This is a genomic window from Amycolatopsis keratiniphila, assembly GCF_000400635.2.
In the GTDB taxonomy this organism is placed as follows: Bacteria; Actinomycetota; Actinomycetes; order Mycobacteriales; family Pseudonocardiaceae; genus Amycolatopsis; species Amycolatopsis keratiniphila.
The window spans coordinates 7,884,339-7,899,124 of the sequence record NC_021252.1 but is presented as its reverse complement, the minus strand read 5'-3'; the positions used below and the strand labels follow the sequence as shown (position 1 = coordinate 7,899,124).

The window sequence follows — 14,786 nt, the reverse complement described above, 5'->3', positions numbered from 1 at the left end:
GTGCATTGGCACTCAGCCGACAAGAGTGCTAACGCCTAACGGTACCGGGGCATTCCGCCGCAGGTCAAACAAGGTTTCCCAAGGTCACATGACGCCCTGGTCACGGCCTATCGTCCCGAAGGCCTTTCGAGGCAGGATGGCGTGGGGACCATCGTGGAGGAGCGCGTCCGGATGAGTGAGTTGCGAGATCTGCTGGCCGGCGTCGCCGCTCGCGTCGCCCAGTACCGCGAAAACGTCGCCGACGTCCCGGTCTTCCCGGACGACACGACGGGCGTCCGCGAAAAACTCGGGGATCTGCCCGAGAAACCCGTCCCACCCGCCGACGTGATCCGGCGGCTGGCCGACGCCGTCGAGCCGGCGCTGGTGGCGAACACCGGGCCAAGGTACTTCGGTTTCGTCACCGGCGGCGCGCTCGACGCCGCGACCGCGGCCGACATGCTGGCGACCGGTTGGGACCAGCCCGCGTTCAACCAGGTCACCTCGCCCGCCGCCGCGATCGTCGAGGAGGTGGCGGGCGAATGGCTCAAGGAGGTCCTCGGTATCCCGGCCGGTGCCTCCTTCGGCTTCGTGACCGGTGGACAGGGCGCGAACACGGTCGGCCTCGCCGCCGCCCGGCATCACGTGCTGGCGCGAGCCGGATGGGACGTCGAGCGCCGGGGGCTGCAGGGAGCGCCGCCTCTGCGGGTCGTCGCCGGAGAGGAGCGGCACGCGTCGATCGACCGGTCGCTCCGCTTGCTCGGCCTGGGCACCGACGCCGTGCGGCCGGTGCGCGCGAACGGACAGGGCGCCATCGACATCGCCGATCTCGAGCGGACGCTCGACGGGCCCGCAATCGTTTGCCTCCAGGCCGGGAACGTGAACACCGGTGCTTTCGACGATTTCGCCGCCGCGACGGAGATCGCCCACCGGCACGACGCGTGGGTCCACGTCGACGGCGCGTTCGGGCTCTGGGCGGCCGCCGCTCCCACGCTCAGGCGATGGACCACCGGACTGGCGGCGGCCGATTCCTGGGCGGTCGACGGGCACAAGTGGCTCAACGTCCCGTACGACAGCGGCTACGCCTTCTGCGCCCACCCCGAGTCGCACAGGGCCGCCATGGCGGTCACCGCCGCATACCTGACCGGTCAGGGTGACGGCGGCGGGAGAGCGCCGGGTGACTTCGTGCCGGAGTCCTCCCGCCGGGCGCGAGGATTCGCGACGTGGGCCGCGCTCAGCGAACTCGGCCGCGAGGGGATCGCCGAGATGGTCGAGCGATGCTGCGCGCTGGCGAGGAGGTTCGCCGAGAAACTCGAAGCGTGCGAGGGCGTCACCGTCGTGAACGACGTGGTGCTGAACCAGGTGCTCGTCGCCTTCGACGGCGAAACGGACCGCGTCGTGGAAACCCTCCAGCGGTCCGGCGAGTGCTGGATGGGCGCGACCACTTGGCGCGGACGGCGCCTGATGCGCATCTCCGTGTCCAACTGGAGCACGACCGAAGCGGACGTCGATCGCAGTGTCGAAGCGATCAAGGCCGCCTGGAAGAGCGATCAGGAATCGAGAAGCGTCGAGAACCGGTCTCACCTAGCGTGACCATCATGGACATCGCCATTCACGGGAGCTTCCTCCCGCAGACCGACCCCGAAGCCGCACTGGCCTTCTACCGCGACCTCCTCGGCTTCGAGGTGCGCAACGACGTCGGCTACGACGGCATGCGCTGGCTCACCGTCGGCCCGCCGGGACAGCCCGTGTCGATCGTGCTGCACCCGCCCGCCGTCGACCCGGGTATCACCGACGACGAACGCCGCGTGATCAGCGAGATGATGGCCAAGGGCACCTACGCGGGGATCCTGTTCTCCTCCGACGATCTCGACGGCCTCTTCAAGCACCTGCAGGAGGCGGGCGCCGAGATCATCCAGGAGCCGACCGACCAGCCGTACGGCCTGCGTGACGGGGCCGTCCGTGACCCGTCCGGGAACCTGATCCGTATCCAGCAGCGCGTCTGATTCACCGGGTGCGGGCGCGGACGTGGATCCGCTCGCCCTGTTCACCGAAGAGGCTGAGCACCTCGACCCGCCCGCGGCCGGTGGCGCCGAACCAATGCGGCGTCCGGCAGTCGAATTCGGCGGCCTCGCCAGGGCCGAGCACGACGTCCTGGTCGCCGAGCACGAGCCGCAGCCTGCCTCGCAGCACGTAGAGCCATTCGCGGCCGCCGTGCGTTCGGGTGCGGGGCTCGTCGTCGCTCGCCGGGATCGTCATCTTGTAGGCGCGGGGCCCGTCTTCGTGCCGGGTGAGCGGGATGAGCACCCGGCCGTCCGAAGGCGCTTCGAGCACTCTCGGTGAGGCGACGATCTCGTCGACGCGCAGGCCCAGCGCGGCGATCACCGGCAGCAGTAGTTCAAGGCTCGGCTTGCGCTGCCCGGATTCGAGGCGGGACAGGGTGCTGGTGGAGATGCCGGTGGCGCGGCTGAGCTCCACCAGCGTCGTGCCTTTCTTCTCCCTGGCGCGGCGCAGCCGGGGCGCGATCAGTTCGATCGCCGCGGTGACGGCGGGTTGGCTCTCCATGCGGCCAGCACAGCAGCTCGTCCCGGTTCCGGCAAAGTTCTTTGCCGAAACAGCCAGAATCTCCCGATGCTGGCGCCATGATCGAGACGAAACGCCTTCCCGCCGGGGTCTACCTCCTCGCCTTCAGCCTGTTCGCGATGGGGAGCGCCGAGTTCCTGATGGCCGGGGTCCTGCCCTCGGTCGCGGCCGATCTCGGCGTCTCCCTGTCCTCCGCGGGCGCGCTCATCACCGCGTTCGCCCTCGGTGTCGTCCTCGGCGGTCCGCCGTTCGCCGTGCTGAGCCTGAAATGGCCGCGGCGTACGGCGCTGATGACCACACAGGCCGTCTTCGCCGCCGCCATCGCCGTCGGCCTGCTCGCCGACGACTACTGGCTCCTCCTGGTCACCAGGTTCGTCGCCGGTCTCGCCTACGCCGGCTTCTTCGCGGTCGCCGCCGTGACCGCGATCAGCCTGGTGACGCCTGACCGCAACGCCCGCGCCTCCGGCGTCGTCGTCACCGGGCTCAGCGTCGCGATGGTGGCCGGGGGACCGGCGGGCACCCTGCTGAGCAACCTCACCGACTGGACCGGTGGCTTCTGGGGTGTCGTGACGCTGACCGTCGTGGGCGTGATCGCGTGCGCCGTCGGCCTGCCCGCGACCGCGCCTTCGGTGGAACCCAGCCTTTCGGGGGAGCTGCGCGCCATGCGGACGCCACGCCTTTGGGGCGTCTACGCGATCACCATCCTGAGCACCGCCGCGTACATGGTGTCCTTCAACTACCTGGCGGCGATGCTCGCGGACGTCGTTCCCGCGGTCTGGCTCCCCGCGGTCCTCGCGTTGTTCGGGATCGGTGCCTTCGCCGGACTGTCGATCGGTGGCCGGATCTCCGACCGTCGCCCGCACCACGCGCTGCTCGGCGGCGGCGCCGGCATCGCGGTCTTCTCGGTGATGCTCGCGCTGTTCGCCACTTCCGTCTGGGTCGTCGTGCCGACGGTGTTCCTGCTGGGCGTCGCGGCCTTCGTGCTCAATCCGGCGCTCTACGGGCGGGTGTTCACGATCGCCGCTTCCGCCCCGACCCTCGCCGGTGCGACCACGGTCTCGGCCTTCCAGCTGGGCATCAGCCTCACCCCGGCCTTCGCCGCCGGGGCGCTGAATCTGGGCGCTTCGCTGGCCGCCATCCCGTGGATCGGTGCTGGTCTGGCGCTGATCACGGTGGCGCTTGTGCTCGTTTGCTAGCATGCGAGCATGGCTCAGGTCGAGAAACGGCAATTCAACGTCTATCTGCCGCCCGACCTCATCAAGCGGGTGAAGCACGCCTCTGTCGACGCCGACGAGTCGCTCTCGTCGTTCGTCGAACGGGTGCTGGAGGAGTACCTGCTGCGGACCAGTGAGGAACGCGAGCGATGAAGATCATGCCGATCCGCTACAGCGCGGACGTCGAGGCCATGACGCGGTTCTACGAGGTGCTCGGCCTGCGGACCGGGCCGGTGTCGCGCCCCGGCGGCTGGGTCGAGATGCCCGCCGAGGCCGGGATGCTGGCCCTCCACCGGGCGTCCGGCGAGGACGTGGGCCGCTGCGAGCTGGCCTTCGAGGTCGACGAGCCGCTGGAAGACGTGGCGGAACGCCTGCGGGCCGCCGGATTCGACCCTGGGCCGCCGATGGACGAGGGCTTCGGCCACTCGCTGCGCGTCCAGGATCCGGACGGGGTCTGGGTGCAGCTGAACCGGTACGACCGAGATCTCTACACATGACGGGAGTCCGGCTGGCGGTCGGCATCGTCGCGCTGGAGTTCGCGGCCGCCGTCACCGGTTTCGTCGCCTCCACCTTGCTGCCCGTCGTCGCCGTCGATCTCGACGCGAGGAACGACCTCGGACTCCTGATCGCCGGCTCGACGCTGGGCCTGTTCGTCGCGCTTCCCTTGGCGAGCAGGGTTCTCGCCCGGCTGGGCCCTCGCGGCACGCTCGCCGCCGGGATGATCGCCTACCTCGGCGGGCTCGGCTTGGCCGCGTCGGCGCGGACGGCGTGGATGTTCGCCCTCGGCCAGTTCTCCGCCGGGCTGGCCAGCGGGTTGCTGGCGATTTTCGGTGTCAGCTCGGCGATCCGGCATCTCGACGACCGGCTGCGGATCCGCGTGATCGCGGCGTCTTCGGCGATGTGGATCGTGCCCGCCTTGGTCGGTCCGGCCGCGACCCTCGGCCTGGAACACCTCGTCGGCTGGCGGTGGACCCTGCTGCTGCCGGTGCCGTTCGTCCTCTTCGGACGGTTGCTGGTCGTGCGTGCCGCCCGTGGTGACGCCCCCGATGCCGCTTCACGGCCCTTGCTGTGGACGCTGTCGGTGCCGCTGGGGGCCGCGATCGTCGTGTTCAGCGCGGGTTTCTGGCCGCTCGCGCTCGCCGGGGCGGCGATCACCGCCGTCGGGACGGTCGCGATCCTGCCGCCGGGCACCGCGCGGCTCCGGCCGGGAACCCCCGCCGCGCTCGGGGCGATGGTGCTGTTCGCGATCGGCTATTTCGGCGCGGACAGCCTGATCACCGTGCTCCTGACGAGTGTTTTCCACGTGACTCTCGGGCAGGCGGCGATCGTTCTGAGCGCCGCCCCGCTCGGCTGGGCGGTGACCAGCCTCGTGGCGGCCAAGTTCTCCTCGGCGCGCTTCCCTGTCGTAGGCCTGAGCCTGACCGCCCTCGGCACCGCGGCCGTGGCCTTCGGCGGTTCGTTCGCCACGGCCCTCGTCGCCTGGGCCGTCGCCGGAATCGGCGTCGGGCTCGCGTATCCGGGTCTGTACCTCAGGGCCACGACGGCGGACGCGAGCGGTTTCACCGCCGCGGAACTCGCGACCGCCGTCATCACCGCGGAATGCGTCGGACAATTGCTGGGCAGGGCCGTCGGTGGCGCCTTGAGCTCCTCCGGCACCGGCTTGCTGGCCTCGTACGCGCTTTTCGCGGCCGCCCTGGCGGCGGCCGCGTTCGCCGCGAGTCGTCAGTCGATAAGGACGTTCTTGTAGAACAGGTTCGCGTAGCGGTTGATGTTGTCCATGCTGCTACGCGATCCGAAACCCATGTACAGCCGGGTTTCCCCGGCCAGGCTCCGGTAGATCCCGAGCCCCTCCGGCTCGCGGAACACCAGGGACTGGCCCGCCTTGGTCAGCGCGCGGCTCTTCACCGTGCCCGTGTTCATGTCGATGCAGGTGACGTAGGAGTTGATATCGGCGGGATCCGCGTGGCCCGTACCGTCCAATGTGTACAGATATTGGCCGTAGATGGTGTACCCCTGGAAGGTCACCGGCACGGTGGACAGCGCGGGCTGCGCGAAATGCGCCAGCGGCGAGCTGAAGTTCCCGGCGGCCGCGGAGGCGAGCGGATAGACGCTGTAGAACATCTTGCCGCCCTCCTTGCGGCGTACCGCGATCCGCTTGTTGATCGGATCGGTGGCGCAGGTGATCGTGTCGCTGCCGGTGAGGAACTTCGTCACCGATGGCGTGCCACCGTTGACGAACTTGAACCGCGCCAGCGCCGTCCCGCGCCCCGTACTCGTCGGCCCGTCCGAGTCGCATTCCATCCAGATGTAGGAGTCGGTGCCCACCGGCTCGACGCCGATCGAGACCCCGTGCCCGGCGTTGTTCAGATGCATCGAACCCTGGATCTCGCCGGAGAAGTTGACCTGGGTGACGCACAGGTCGTCTCCGGTCCCGCCGTTGCGGGCGTTCACGATGAAGATGCGCACGTTCTGGTTGTCGAAGGCGAAACCCTGCATCACGTGGTGCGATTCGTGCAGGATCTTGCTGCGGAACTCGTCGTAGGACGGCTTGGTGAGGTCGAACCGCTTGGACGCCGGTACCGCGGCCGAAGCGGGCCCGGCGAACACCGCGCCGGTACCGAGCAGCGCCGTCGTCGCGGCGAGACCACCGCCGGCTCGCAGCAGTGAACGCCGGGAGAACGGGGATCGGACGGGATCCGGGGGCACCTGCTCGGACATGGGCGCTCGCCTTCGTCGGGTTTCTCGGTCCGATCGAAGGTTCTTCACGCTCGTACAAGATTCGTACAAGCCGACTGCGCGACAACTAAAAAAGGGTCTTCCCAATTTCTTGGGAAGACCCTTTCGAACTGTGGAGCTGAGGGGAATCGAACCCCTGACCTTCTCGATGCGAACGAGACGCGCTACCAACTGCGCTACAGCCCCTGGTGAAGCTTGCCCCTGCGTTTGAGGCTCCATGAGCTTAGCAGTGGCTCTGGAGGCTCAAACGCAGGGGGGTCACTCTCCGGAGGCCCGTCGGAAAGGCCTGGTCCCGGGCTCGTCGAGCTCGTGGAAGGCCGGGTCCTCGTCGTCGAGGTCGACGACGACGGCTTGGCGCCGGAGGCGGGACATCGGGGACGGCTTGCGTTCCACGACGGCCGGGCGTTCGGTGGCGACGACCTCGATGTCCTCACGGGACTCATGCGCATCGTGGTCTTCGTCGTCGATCGCCGGGCGGCGCGGGGCGCGGGTGCTGTTGAAGCGGGCGAGGCGGCGCTGCCGGATCTCGTTCTCGATGCGGACCTGGCGGCGGAGGTACACGAGGTAGCCGATGAGGACGGCGTCGACGACACCGTTGGCCCACCAGACCGTCGGGGTCAGGAAGCCGGCGACGGCCGCGGTGGTGACCACCAGCACCAGGAGCGCGATGACGACCCGCTGCCGGAACGCGTACTTGGCGCGGGCGGCGATATCCGCCGCTTCCGGGTCGAATCCGCCCCGGCCGGGCCGGTAGCCCGTGCCCTGGCGTTCTCTTTCCGGGCGGGCCGTGTGCGAGGGCTGGGGAAGCGGTTCGGCTTCCGGTGCCTCGTCTTCGAGGTCGGCGTCGAGCTCCGCCTCGAGTTCGGCCAGGTCGTCTTCTACCGATGGTTCCGTGTTTTCCGCCATCGCGAACTCCTCCGGTCCCTCGTGGCGTGTGCTCCCGCTCCGCACGACTCGCGCCGCCAAGGCCGAGTCCGTCGTCCGTGCGACCTGCTGGCGCTTGCGGGCGACCATGGGCACGAGAACGACGAGCCATGCCGCTGCGAGCGCGACGATGATCACCGAACTGGGCATCTCCCGTCACCTCCCCCGATCCACTGCTGTAGTCACGCTAGCCACAACAGTCACACACGCCGCGCAGACTCGCCGGTTTCGATCACGGAAAATGCATCACCAAATTAGGTGAATCTCACAGCTTGTGGTAACGCGGTCACCGGAACGGCCCCGTAACGGGGTCAAACGCGCTCCGCGAGGCCCTTCGAGACGAGCCGTGAGACCAGTCCGTCACCGGTCTCCTCCTTGGTGACGGCGTAGCAGAAGTGATCCCGCCAGCCACCCGCGACGTCGAGATAACGCTCGAAAAGTCCCTCTTGCCGGTAGCCCGCTTTGGCGAGAACCCGCAGGCTGGGGGTGTTTTCGGGGCGGACGGTCGCCTCGAGGCGGTGCAGCCCGCCGAAGTCGAAGACATGGTCGGTGACGAGGGCGACGGCGCCGGTCGCGACGCCGCCGCGGACGATGTCCGATGACACCCAGTAGCCGATCCAGGCCGAGCGGAGCGACGCCCGGATGACGTTACCCACAGTGATCTGTCCGGCGAAGCGTCCATCCACCGTGATGGTGAACGGGAGACATTGACCGCGCCTGGCCAAGCCGCGCAGTGCCAGCCATTGGGACGGCCATGACCAATACGCGTTGCGATCCGGCCATGGCCCGACGCCGGTCGGCTCCCACATTTCCAGGTGTTCGCGGTCGCGCAGCCGGACGCGGCTCCACTCGCCGGCGTCGCGGAGGCGGACCGGCCGGACGGCGAGGATCCCGGCGGGCACCCGGAGCGGGCCCAGCTTCGCGGGCCAGCCCGGATGCCTGCTCTCGATCGGATACGCGACGCCGGAAATCGGTGCGCCCATTACGCCCGCTGGGCCAGGAAGGTCACCTTGACCTGCTCGCCCGCGGCGACCTCGGTGAGGTCTTCGTCGATGTTGATCAGGCAGTTCGCTTCGGCCAGCGACGCGAGCAGATGCGCGCCGGAGGTGCCGAGCGGCTGCACCAGGTACTCGCCGTTGCCCTCGTCACGCAGCAGTTGCCCGCGCAGGAACCCTTTCCGGCCCTTGGTCGAGGTGATCGGGGAGAGCAGCCGCGCGCCGACGATCCGGCGGTGCGGGTTGCGGGTGCCGCGCGCGGCGCGGATCAGCGGGCGGACCAGCACCTCGAACACGACCAGCGCGCTCATCGGGTTGCCGGGGATCAGGAACGTCGGGACCGAGTCGGGGCCGAGCCTGCCGAAACCCTGCACGGAGCCGGGGTGCATGGCGACGCGGGTCATGTCGATGTGGCCGAGATCGGACAGCGCGGCGTGCACTTCGTCGCCGGCGCTCCCGCCGGCGCCGCCCGCGACGACGACGATCTCCGACATCAGCAGACGGCCTTCGACGACCTCCCGCAGGCGTTTCGGGTCGCCGGGGACGATGCCGACGCGGCTCACCTCGGCGCCCGCGTCCCGCGCGGCCGCGGACAGCGCGTAGGAGTTGACGTCGTAGACCTGCCCGACCGACGGGGTGCGGTCGATGTCGACCAGTTCGTCGCCGACGGAAACGATCGAAACGCGGGGCCGCGGGTAGACCAGCACCTTCGCGCGGCCGACCGCGGCGAGCAGGCCGACCTGGGCCGAGCCGATGGTGTCGCCCTTGCGCACGGCGACGTCGCCGATCTGCACGTCTTCGCCGGTCCGGCGCACGTAACCGGCCGACGGCACCGACCGGTGCACGGTGACCTTGGCCTGATGGCCGTCGGTGTAGGCGGTCGGGACGACGGCGTCGGCGAGCGTGGGCAGCGGCGCGCCGGTGTCGACCCGCACGGCCTGTCCCGGCTGCAACCGTCGCGGCTGGCGGGAACCGGCGGCGATCTCGCCGACCACCGGCAACTGCACCGGCTCCTGGCCCGCGGAGCGGACGTCGACACTTCGCACCGCGTAACCGTCGACGGCGGCCTGGTCGAAACCGGGCAGCGCGTGCTCGGCGACGACCTCTTCGGCGCACAGGAGGCCTTGGGCCTCGGAGATGGCGACCCGGACCGGACGCGGGCGTACCGCGGCGTCCAGCGTCAGGGAGATCTGATCCTCGACGGAACGGAACTGTCCCGCGTCTTCGGTCTCGGCCGCTTCGGCGATGGGTTCCGTCATGGCTGGGGGAGCTCGATCCGTTCGTTCGACCAGGCACCCGTCGAAGGCCCGTCGGTGAACTGAAGTTCACCACCGTTACCAGGAGTGATGCGGTCCGAAGCCGCGGAAATCGCCCGATCGGGCAAGCTCCTCGTGGTCCGTGCCGCCGGGGTGGTCGCTGCGCCTGTCATAGGCGTGAAGCCTAACCTGACCACGTGGTCGAGCCCGGCAATGAACACCTGAGCAAAACGGAGTGGCGTTCCCGGATAACCGCCGAACGACGTTCGCAGGTGTCGGAAGAGCGTGCGCGGGAGGCCGTGGCGCTCGCCGCGGCCGCCGCCTGGCTGCCGGGTGAGGTCGTGTGCGCCTATGTTCCGTTCGGTACCGAACCAGGGTCGACCTCGCTGCTTGATCAACTTCTCGACCAGGGCAAACGGGTACTGCTGCCGATCGTCCCCGACGTGCCGGGCCCACTCGAGTGGGCCGTCTACGAGGACTCGTCGAGCCTCGGGCCGGGACGGCTGCGGGGGTTGCTCGAGCCGGCCGGGCGCCGCCTCGGTCCCGACACGCTGGGGACGGCCGATCTGGTGCTGATCCCCGCGCTCGCCGTCGACGACGCGGGCGTCCGGCTCGGCCGCGGCGCCGGGTACTACGACCGGTCGCTCTCCTTCGCCGCGCCCGGCGCGGCGCTGATCGCCGTCGTCCGGGACGCCGAACTCGTGCGCGAATTGCCCGCGGAACCGCATGACGTCCGCATGACCGGGGTACTGACCCCGGAGCAGGGCCTGGCGCCGCGCCCGGTAATAGACTGACGCCCCGACGCAGTGGTTCAGAAAGGGCACAATGAGCTCTGAAGCGCACCTGTCCGATCATTTCGCCGAAACGCTGTCGAAAATGCGTTCCGCGGGCGCCCACCCCATGGAGCTGGCCGCCCTGCGACGGCGTCTCGAGCAGCTGACCGAACCCGGCGCCGGTGAATTGCCGGGAAACGAACTCGAACCTCTCGATGACATCAGCAGGCTCGTGGATCTGCCGGAGCCGGACGCCGAAGAAGCGCGCCGGGTGCTGGACCGCACCGCCGTCCTGAAGCTCAACGGCGGGCTCGGCACGAGCATGGGGCTCACCGGGCCGAAATCGCTGCTGGAGATCAAACCGGGGAAGACGTTCCTCGACGTCATCGCCATGCAGGTGCTTTCGACCCGGGAGAAGTACAACGCGCGGCTTCCGCTGATCCTGATGAATTCGGCGGGCACGCGCGAACCTTCGCTCGAGTTGTTGAAGAAGTATCCCGATCTCGCCGACGACGTGATCCCGGCCGACTTCCTGCAGGGACGCGAACCGAAGATCACCGCCGACGGGCGGCCCGCCGACTGGCCCGCGAACCCGGAGCTCGAATGGTGCCCGCCGGGACACGGCGACATCTACGTCGCGCTCGCGGTGAGCGGGATGCTCGAAACCCTGCTGGCGGAGGGAATCCGCTGGTGTTTCGTGTCCAACTCCGACAACCTCGGCGCGCTCCCGGACGCCCGGATCGCGGCATGGCTCGCGAAAGAGGACATCCCGTTCGCGATGGAGACGGTGCGCGGCACCGCGGCCGACCGCAAGGGCGGGCATCTCGCGCGGCGCGCCGGCCGGATCGTCCTGCGTGAATCGGCGCAGGTCCCCGACGGGGACGACTCGTTCGGCGATGTCGGCAAATGGCGTTTCTACAACACGAACAACATCTGGGTCGATCTCGAACGGCTGAAGGCGCTCCAGGACGCCGACCCGGCGGCGCCGCATCTGCCGCTGATCGTGAACCGCAAGACCGTCGATCCCGCCGACGCCGCCAGCACGCCGGTGATCCAGCTCGAAACGGCGATGGGCGCGGCGATCGGCTCGGTCGAGGGCGCGCGCGCCATCGAGATCCCGCGGACCCGGTTCGCGCCGGTCAAGACCACCGACGATCTGCTGGTCGTCCGGTCCGACGCGTACGTGCTCGACGACGGCGGGGAGATGGTCCCGGAGTTCACCACCACGCCGCCGGTCGTGTCGCTGAGCAAGGAGTTCTACAAGCTCCTTCCGGACTTCGAGGCGCGTATCCCGGCCGCGCCTTCGCTCAAGGAGTGCACGAGCCTCGCGGTGGACGGTGATGTCACCTTCGGCAAGAACGTCGTCGTCCGCGGCGATGTGAAGATCACCGGGCCGAAAACCATCCCGGACGGCGAAGTCCTCTAGTCCCGCTGGGCGATGAAAACGTACTCGCGTCCTGGACGGTCGGGGGCGTCCCGGACGTCCAGGACGCGAAAACCGTGTTCCGTCAGCAAGGACTCCAGGTCTTCGCGTTCGCGGAACCACAATGTCGAGTCCGAGGTGACGACCTCGCCGTCGGAGAACCGGTAGCTGTACCGGAACGACACGAACGGGAGGTTCACCTCGGTGACCTCGCGCCATTGCTCGACCTCGCCGACGCCCGGGACGTCGATGGTGTCGTGTGCCGTGTCGGCCGCCCAGTCCTCCCATGCCCGGCGTCCGGGGCGCCGGATCTCGAAGACCAGATGACCACCCGGCACCAGCGCGGCGCGGATGCCTTCGAGGGTCCGGCTCCATTCGTCGTCGGTCAGGAAGACCTGGGCCACGTTCCCGGTCATCACCGCGAGATCCGCTCCCACGTCACCCGCCGCCTTCGCGTCACCATGGATCCAGGTGATCTTCCCTTCCGGGTCCTTGGCCTTCGCGACGTCGAGTGACGCCTTCGCGGGATCGACACCGACGACCTCGATCCCGCGCGCGGCCAGGAGAACGGCCAGGCAGCCGGTGCCACAGCCGACGTCGAGCACTCTCTTCGCCCCGAGTTCGCCGATGATGGCGAGGTAGTGGTCTAGGTCGTCGCGAGCGCCGTCGAAGGCGTCGTAGATCGGTGCGAGCCGGGCGTGGGCGAAGAGCGCGTCAGGCATTCGGCGACGATAGTTCCGGTACGCGTTCGGGAGCCACGGATTTACGGCCGCGCCGCCAGGCCCGTTCTCCCAGCAGCGCCAAGAAAGCCGGCAGCAGCACGCCGCGGACCAGTGTGGCGTCGATCAGGACGGCGACCGCCATCCCGACCCCCATCATCTTGTACTCGATCGCGCTCAACGTGATGAAGACGCTGAACACGCCGACCATGATCACCGCCGCGCCGCTGACCACGCCGGCGCTCGTGCCGGTGCCGCGGACGATCGCGGCGATGGCGCCTTCCGCCCGGCGTTCACGGATCCGGCTGAGGATGAAGATGTGGTAGTCCATGCTCAGCCCGAGCAGCAGGACGAACATGAACATCGGCAGCCAGCCGACCACCCCGCCGTACGGGGTGAATCCCAGCAGGGAAGCGAAATGGCCGTCCTGGAAGATCCAGGTGAGCACGCCGTAGGCCGCGCCGATCGACAGCAGGTTCAGCACGATCGACACGATCGCCACCGGGATCGACCGGAAAGCCAGCAGCAGCAACACGAACGCCGCCAGCAGGACGAATCCGAAGACCAGCGGCATCCGCTCGATCACCCGGTCGGCGAAGTCGCGGGCATTCGCCGTCCGGCCGGAAACCGCGTACTCGACGCCGTCCACCTTCCCGATCGTCTCGGGGAGTACTTCGGTGCGCAGCTTCGCGAGCGCCGCATCGGATTCCGCGTCGCGGCCGGCGCCGGAGAGCGGGACCCGGACGACCACGGCCTCGTCGACACCGCCGACGGCGATGGGTTTGTTCAGTACGCCCGAGGTTTCCCCGATCCGCCGTTCGAGATCGGTGATCGCCGACCGCAGGGCCGGGCTGTCGACCGGGCCGCCGTTCTGGGCCGTCACCACCACAGTGGCGGGATAGACCGCGCCCGGGAAGGCCTCCTGGGTGCGGACAGCGGCGTCGATCGTGGGCATCGACTTCGGCAGGCTCTCCGCCGGTGTCGGATCCTGCAGGCGCATGCCGAGCGCGGGCAGCGTGAGCAGGATCAGCAACGCGGCCCCCAGTCCGCCCCACAACGCCGGCCGCCGGGTGACCACACGGGCGGTCGCGGACCAGAACCGCGACTTCTCCGCCGTGGTGCGCCGCTTGCCCAGCCAGGGAATCCGGCCGCGATCGACCTTGTCGCCCAGCAGCGAGAGCAGCGCGGGTAGCACGGTCACCGAGCCGAGGACGGCGAGGCCGACCACGAACGCCGTGCTGATCGCGAGACCGGTGAAGTTGTCGAGCCCGGTGAGCACCAGCCCGCTCACACACAGGACGACCGTGAGCCCGGAGACGACCACGACGTGCCCGGACGTCCGTGCCGCGATGCGGGTCGCGGCGTCGATCGAGTGGCCGTGCGCGCGTTCTTCCCGTTGCCGCCTCAGGAAGAACAGCGAGTAGTCGACGCCGACCGCCATCCCGATGAGCAGGGTGATCACCGTCGTCGCGCTGTTGATCGGAGTGAAGTCGTCGACGACCGACAGGAAGCCGAACGTCGCCGCGACACTCGTGCCCGCCAGCAGCAACGGGACCGACGCGGCGACCAGCGCCCCGAAGACGATCAGCAGGATCACCAGCGTCAGCGGCAGGGAAAGGAGCTCCGAGCGTTTGACGTCCTCCCGGATGCCCTTGTCGACCACGGACGACAGGCTCAGATCCCCGGACTGGCTCAACCGGACCGAAGGATGCCGGGCGGCGACCTCGGCCACTCGCGCCGTCGCGGCCTCGAAGTTCGGGCGGATGTCCTTCTCCCCGCCCGCGATCGAAAACCCGACGAGCCCGGACGTGCCGTCCGCCGAGATCCGCTCGGCGCCTCCGTCGGCCAGCGGTGAGCGGACGTCGGCGACCGAGCCGCCGGTGGTGAGCGTGGTGACCAGGTCTTCGGTCGCCCGCCGGAGTTCTTCGTTCGCGGCGAACGGCGGCGAGCCGGGTTCCTTCGCCTCGACGAGGACGTTCTCGCGCAACGGGTCGAAGGTGTTCTGGGCGTTCAAAGCGGTCTGGGCGCGGCCGGACTCGCCGGGATCGGTGCTCCGGCGGCTTTCACCGTCCAGCAGGATTCCCGACAGCAGGGCGACGGCCACGAGGGCGACCCAGCCGACGAGGGTGACCGCGCGATGCCGGATGGACCAGGCGGCGATCTTTTCGGGCAGCATGAACTACAGTC

15 protein-coding genes and 1 tRNA gene are annotated in these 14,786 nt (G+C 69.2%); 8 read left to right on the top strand and 8 right to left on the bottom strand.

The genetic code is table 11. The features are described 5' to 3' along the window. Positions 1-171 precede the first annotated feature (171 nt). Together AORI_RS76460 and AORI_RS76455 are read left to right on the top strand one after the other, a co-directional pair. On the top strand, positions 172-1,569 hold the full coding sequence (locus tag AORI_RS76460; RefSeq protein ID WP_043849183.1) for a pyridoxal phosphate-dependent decarboxylase family protein: 1,398 nt from the start codon (positions 172-174) through the stop codon (positions 1,567-1,569). Positions 1,570-1,574: 5 nt separating this feature from the next. Next, positions 1,575-1,982: a VOC family protein gene (locus AORI_RS76455; protein WP_038522339.1), complete on the top strand. Its 408-nt coding sequence runs from the start codon at positions 1,575-1,577 to the stop codon at positions 1,980-1,982. Between the two features lies 1 nt (position 1,983). On the opposite strand, the gene AORI_RS76450 is transcribed toward AORI_RS76455, so the two are convergent. After that, a complete protein-coding gene (locus tag AORI_RS76450) occupies positions 1,984-2,541 on the bottom strand; it encodes a helix-turn-helix domain-containing protein (RefSeq protein WP_016337364.1) in 558 nt (185 codons plus the stop codon). 77 nt (positions 2,542-2,618) lie between these two features. On the opposite strand from AORI_RS76450, the gene AORI_RS76445 reads away from it, so the two are divergent. Genes AORI_RS76445 through AORI_RS76430 form a run of 4 tightly spaced genes read left to right on the top strand, consistent with a single transcriptional unit; the run spans position 2,619 to position 5,520 of the window. Further along, on the top strand, positions 2,619-3,755 hold the full coding sequence (locus AORI_RS76445; protein ID WP_016337363.1) for an MFS transporter: 1,137 nt from the start codon (positions 2,619-2,621) through the stop codon (positions 3,753-3,755). A 9-nt stretch (positions 3,756-3,764) separates the two neighbouring features. Then, on the top strand, positions 3,765-3,926 hold the full coding sequence (locus AORI_RS76440; protein ID WP_016337362.1) for a hypothetical protein: 162 nt from the start codon (positions 3,765-3,767) through the stop codon (positions 3,924-3,926). After that, positions 3,923-4,270, top strand: coding sequence for a VOC family protein (locus AORI_RS76435; RefSeq protein ID WP_016337361.1), 348 nt, complete (start codon positions 3,923-3,925; stop codon positions 4,268-4,270). The genes AORI_RS76440 and AORI_RS76435 overlap by 4 nt, the downstream gene beginning before the upstream one ends. Continuing rightward, a complete protein-coding gene (locus AORI_RS76430) occupies positions 4,267-5,520 on the top strand; it encodes an MFS transporter (protein ID WP_016337360.1) in 1,254 nt (417 codons plus the stop codon). The genes AORI_RS76435 and AORI_RS76430 overlap by 4 nt, the downstream gene beginning before the upstream one ends. Here AORI_RS76430 and AORI_RS76425 read toward each other — a convergent pair. From AORI_RS76425 to glp, 5 genes are all read right to left on the bottom strand, one after another. Further along, the gene (locus AORI_RS76425) at positions 5,496-6,491 is read right to left on the bottom strand and encodes a phage baseplate protein (RefSeq protein ID WP_016337359.1); all 996 of its coding nucleotides are present in this window, start codon (positions 6,489-6,491) and stop codon (positions 5,496-5,498) included. The genes AORI_RS76430 and AORI_RS76425 overlap by 25 nt on opposite strands. A 131-nt stretch (positions 6,492-6,622) precedes the next feature. Then, positions 6,623-6,695 (bottom strand) — tRNA-Ala (locus tag AORI_RS76420). Positions 6,696-6,767: 72 nt separating this feature from the next. Then, positions 6,768-7,583: a divisome protein SepX/GlpR gene (sepX, locus tag AORI_RS76415; RefSeq protein ID WP_016337358.1), complete on the bottom strand. Its 816-nt coding sequence runs from the start codon at positions 7,581-7,583 to the stop codon at positions 6,768-6,770. 161 nt (positions 7,584-7,744) lie between these two features. Then, positions 7,745-8,416 carry a GNAT family N-acetyltransferase gene (locus AORI_RS76410; protein ID WP_016337357.1) on the bottom strand — a complete coding sequence of 224 codons (672 nt, stop codon included), beginning with the start codon at positions 8,414-8,416 and terminating at the stop codon, positions 7,745-7,747. Beyond that, complete coding sequence (gene glp / locus AORI_RS76405; protein WP_016337356.1) at positions 8,416-9,687, bottom strand: molybdotransferase-like divisome protein Glp; 1,272 nt, start codon at positions 9,685-9,687, stop codon at positions 8,416-8,418. The genes AORI_RS76410 and glp overlap by 1 nt, the downstream gene beginning before the upstream one ends. Positions 9,688-9,905: 218 nt before the next feature. Between glp and AORI_RS76400 the strand changes: the two genes are divergently transcribed. Both AORI_RS76400 and AORI_RS76395 read left to right on the top strand, forming a co-directional pair. Continuing rightward, positions 9,906-10,478 (top strand): 5-formyltetrahydrofolate cyclo-ligase, encoded by a 573-nt coding sequence (locus AORI_RS76400; RefSeq protein ID WP_046200052.1) that lies wholly within the window; start codon positions 9,906-9,908, stop codon positions 10,476-10,478. Positions 10,479-10,509: 31 nt separating this feature from the next. Next, entirely contained in the window at positions 10,510-11,883 is a 1,374-nt protein-coding gene (locus AORI_RS76395) for a UTP--glucose-1-phosphate uridylyltransferase (protein WP_016337354.1), read from the top strand. On the opposite strand, the gene AORI_RS76390 is transcribed toward AORI_RS76395, so the two are convergent. Next, positions 11,880-12,602: a class I SAM-dependent methyltransferase gene (locus AORI_RS76390; RefSeq protein ID WP_016337353.1), complete on the bottom strand. Its 723-nt coding sequence runs from the start codon at positions 12,600-12,602 to the stop codon at positions 11,880-11,882. The genes AORI_RS76395 and AORI_RS76390 overlap by 4 nt on opposite strands. After that, positions 12,595-14,775 carry an MMPL family transporter gene (locus AORI_RS76385; RefSeq protein ID WP_016337352.1) on the bottom strand — a complete coding sequence of 727 codons (2,181 nt, stop codon included), beginning with the start codon at positions 14,773-14,775 and terminating at the stop codon, positions 12,595-12,597. Before AORI_RS76385 ends, AORI_RS76390 begins: the two co-directional genes overlap by 8 nt. Positions 14,776-14,786 lie beyond the last annotated feature (11 nt).

Excerpts from the sequence above, each read along its gene's own strand:
- AORI_RS76395 (WP_016337354.1), top strand. The coding sequence starts at position 10,510 with ATGAGCTCTGAAGCGCACCTGTCCGATCATTTCGCCGAAACGCTGTCG.
- AORI_RS76390 (WP_016337353.1), bottom strand. The coding sequence starts at position 12,602 with ATGCCTGACGCGCTCTTCGCCCACGCCCGGCTCGCACCGATCTACGAC.
- AORI_RS76425 (WP_016337359.1), bottom strand. The coding sequence starts at position 6,491 with ATGTCCGAGCAGGTGCCCCCGGATCCCGTCCGATCCCCGTTCTCCCGG.
- AORI_RS76435 (WP_016337361.1), top strand. The coding sequence starts at position 3,923 with ATGAAGATCATGCCGATCCGCTACAGCGCGGACGTCGAGGCCATGACG.
- glp (WP_016337356.1), bottom strand. The coding sequence starts at position 9,687 with ATGACGGAACCCATCGCCGAAGCGGCCGAGACCGAAGACGCGGGACAG.
- AORI_RS76385 (WP_016337352.1), bottom strand. The coding sequence starts at position 14,775 with ATGCTGCCCGAAAAGATCGCCGCCTGGTCCATCCGGCATCGCGCGGTC.
- AORI_RS76410 (WP_016337357.1), bottom strand. The coding sequence starts at position 8,416 with ATGGGCGCACCGATTTCCGGCGTCGCGTATCCGATCGAGAGCAGGCAT.
- AORI_RS76445 (WP_016337363.1), top strand. The coding sequence starts at position 2,619 with ATGATCGAGACGAAACGCCTTCCCGCCGGGGTCTACCTCCTCGCCTTC.
- AORI_RS76460 (WP_043849183.1), top strand. The coding sequence starts at position 172 with ATGAGTGAGTTGCGAGATCTGCTGGCCGGCGTCGCCGCTCGCGTCGCC.
- AORI_RS76455 (WP_038522339.1), top strand. The coding sequence starts at position 1,575 with ATGGACATCGCCATTCACGGGAGCTTCCTCCCGCAGACCGACCCCGAA.
- AORI_RS76430 (WP_016337360.1), top strand. The coding sequence starts at position 4,267 with ATGACGGGAGTCCGGCTGGCGGTCGGCATCGTCGCGCTGGAGTTCGCG.
- AORI_RS76450 (WP_016337364.1), bottom strand. The coding sequence starts at position 2,541 with ATGGAGAGCCAACCCGCCGTCACCGCGGCGATCGAACTGATCGCGCCC.
- AORI_RS76440 (WP_016337362.1), top strand. The coding sequence starts at position 3,765 with ATGGCTCAGGTCGAGAAACGGCAATTCAACGTCTATCTGCCGCCCGAC.
- sepX (WP_016337358.1), bottom strand. The coding sequence starts at position 7,583 with ATGCCCAGTTCGGTGATCATCGTCGCGCTCGCAGCGGCATGGCTCGTC.